This is a genomic window from Paracraurococcus lichenis, from assembly GCF_030657435.1.
Taxonomy (GTDB): domain Bacteria; phylum Pseudomonadota; class Alphaproteobacteria; order Acetobacterales; family Acetobacteraceae; genus Paracraurococcus; species Paracraurococcus lichenis.
On record NZ_JAUTWS010000313.1, the window covers coordinates 1 to 1,259 of the forward strand.

The 1,259-nt window shown below is 65.9% G+C and carries 1 protein-coding gene and 1 other annotated feature; the gene reads left to right on the forward strand.

All coding sequences use genetic code 11. The features are described 5' to 3' along the window. Nucleotides 1-50: 50 nt before the first annotated feature. A protein-coding gene (locus Q7A36_RS39920) for an IS3 family transposase (protein ID WP_370655810.1) occupies nucleotides 51-1,259 on the forward strand; the annotation gives its coding sequence in 2 pieces (ribosomal slippage) (nucleotides 51-345 and nucleotides 345-1,259; 1,210 coding nt annotated over the 2 pieces). This gene is flagged as partial in the annotation. After that, nucleotides 338-454 (forward strand) — a sequence feature (AL1L pseudoknot). It overlaps the preceding gene by 117 nt.

Sequence of the window (1,259 nt, forward strand, 5' to 3'; positions counted from 1 at the left end):
TGAACCGCCCCGGATTTGCCGGAGGCTCTAACCCTTGAGAAGGTAGAGCCATGACGAAGAAGACCTCGAACCGATTTTCGCCTGAGGTCCGGCAACGTGCAGTGCGGATGGTGCTGGACCACGGCGGCGACCACGCCTCGCAGTGGTCGGCGATAGGCTCGATCGCGGCGAAGATCGGCTGCACGGCCGAGACCCTGCGCAAGTGGGTGCGGCAGGCCGAACGCGATCAGGGACTGCGGGCGGCAGGGCCGACAACCTCGGAGCAGGAGCGGATCAAAGGGCTCGAACGCGAGGTCCGCGAGCTGCGTCAGGCGAACGAGATCCTGCGCAAGGCGTCAGCTTATTTTGCGATGGCGGAGCTCGACCGCCGCTCGAAGCCATGATCGCCTTCATCGACGATCATCGCGAGGTCTACGGGGTCGAGCCGATCTGCAGGGTGTTGCCGATCGCTCCGTCGACCTACCACGCCCATGTTGCGCAACGCACCGATCCGGCCAAGGCCTCGCCCCGGGCCCGGCAGGACCTGGTGCTCATGGAGCAGATCCGGCGGGTGCACGAGGCGAACTTCGGGGTCTATGGCGCCCGCAAGGTCTGGCACCAGCTTGGCCGCGAGGGCATCGAGGTGGCCCGCTGCACGGTGGAGCGCCTGATGCGGCAGATGGGCCTGCGTGGCGCCGTGCGCGGCAAGGAGACCAGGACCACCATCGCCGACAAGGCTGCCCCTTGCCCGGCGGACAAGGTGAACCGCAAGTTCGAGGCGCCGCATCCGAATGCCCTGTGGGTGTCGGATTTCACCTATGTCGCGACCTGGCAGGGCTTCGTGTACGTGGCCTTCATCATCGATGTCTTCGCCCGTCGCATCGTCGGCTGGCGCGTTTCGAGGTCGGCGCATGCCGATTTTGTCCTCGATGCTCTGGAGCAGGCGCTGTACGACCGCCGACCGGTGAAGGGCGGCCTCATTCACCACAGCGACAGGGGCAGCCAATACGTTGCGATTCGGTACGCAGACCGGCTGCTCGAAGCCGGGATCGAGCCCTCCGTCGGCAGCGTCGGTGACAGCTACGACAACGCACTCGCCGAGACGATAAATGGCCTGTTCAAGACCGAGGTGATCCGGCGGCGTGGCCCGTGGCGCAGCCTGGAGGAGGTTGAGTTCGCCACCTTGGAGTGGGTCGACTGGTACAACAACCGCCGCCTCCTCGAGCCGATCGGCTATATCCCGCCCGCTGAGGCCGAGGCACGCTACTACGCCCAGCTTG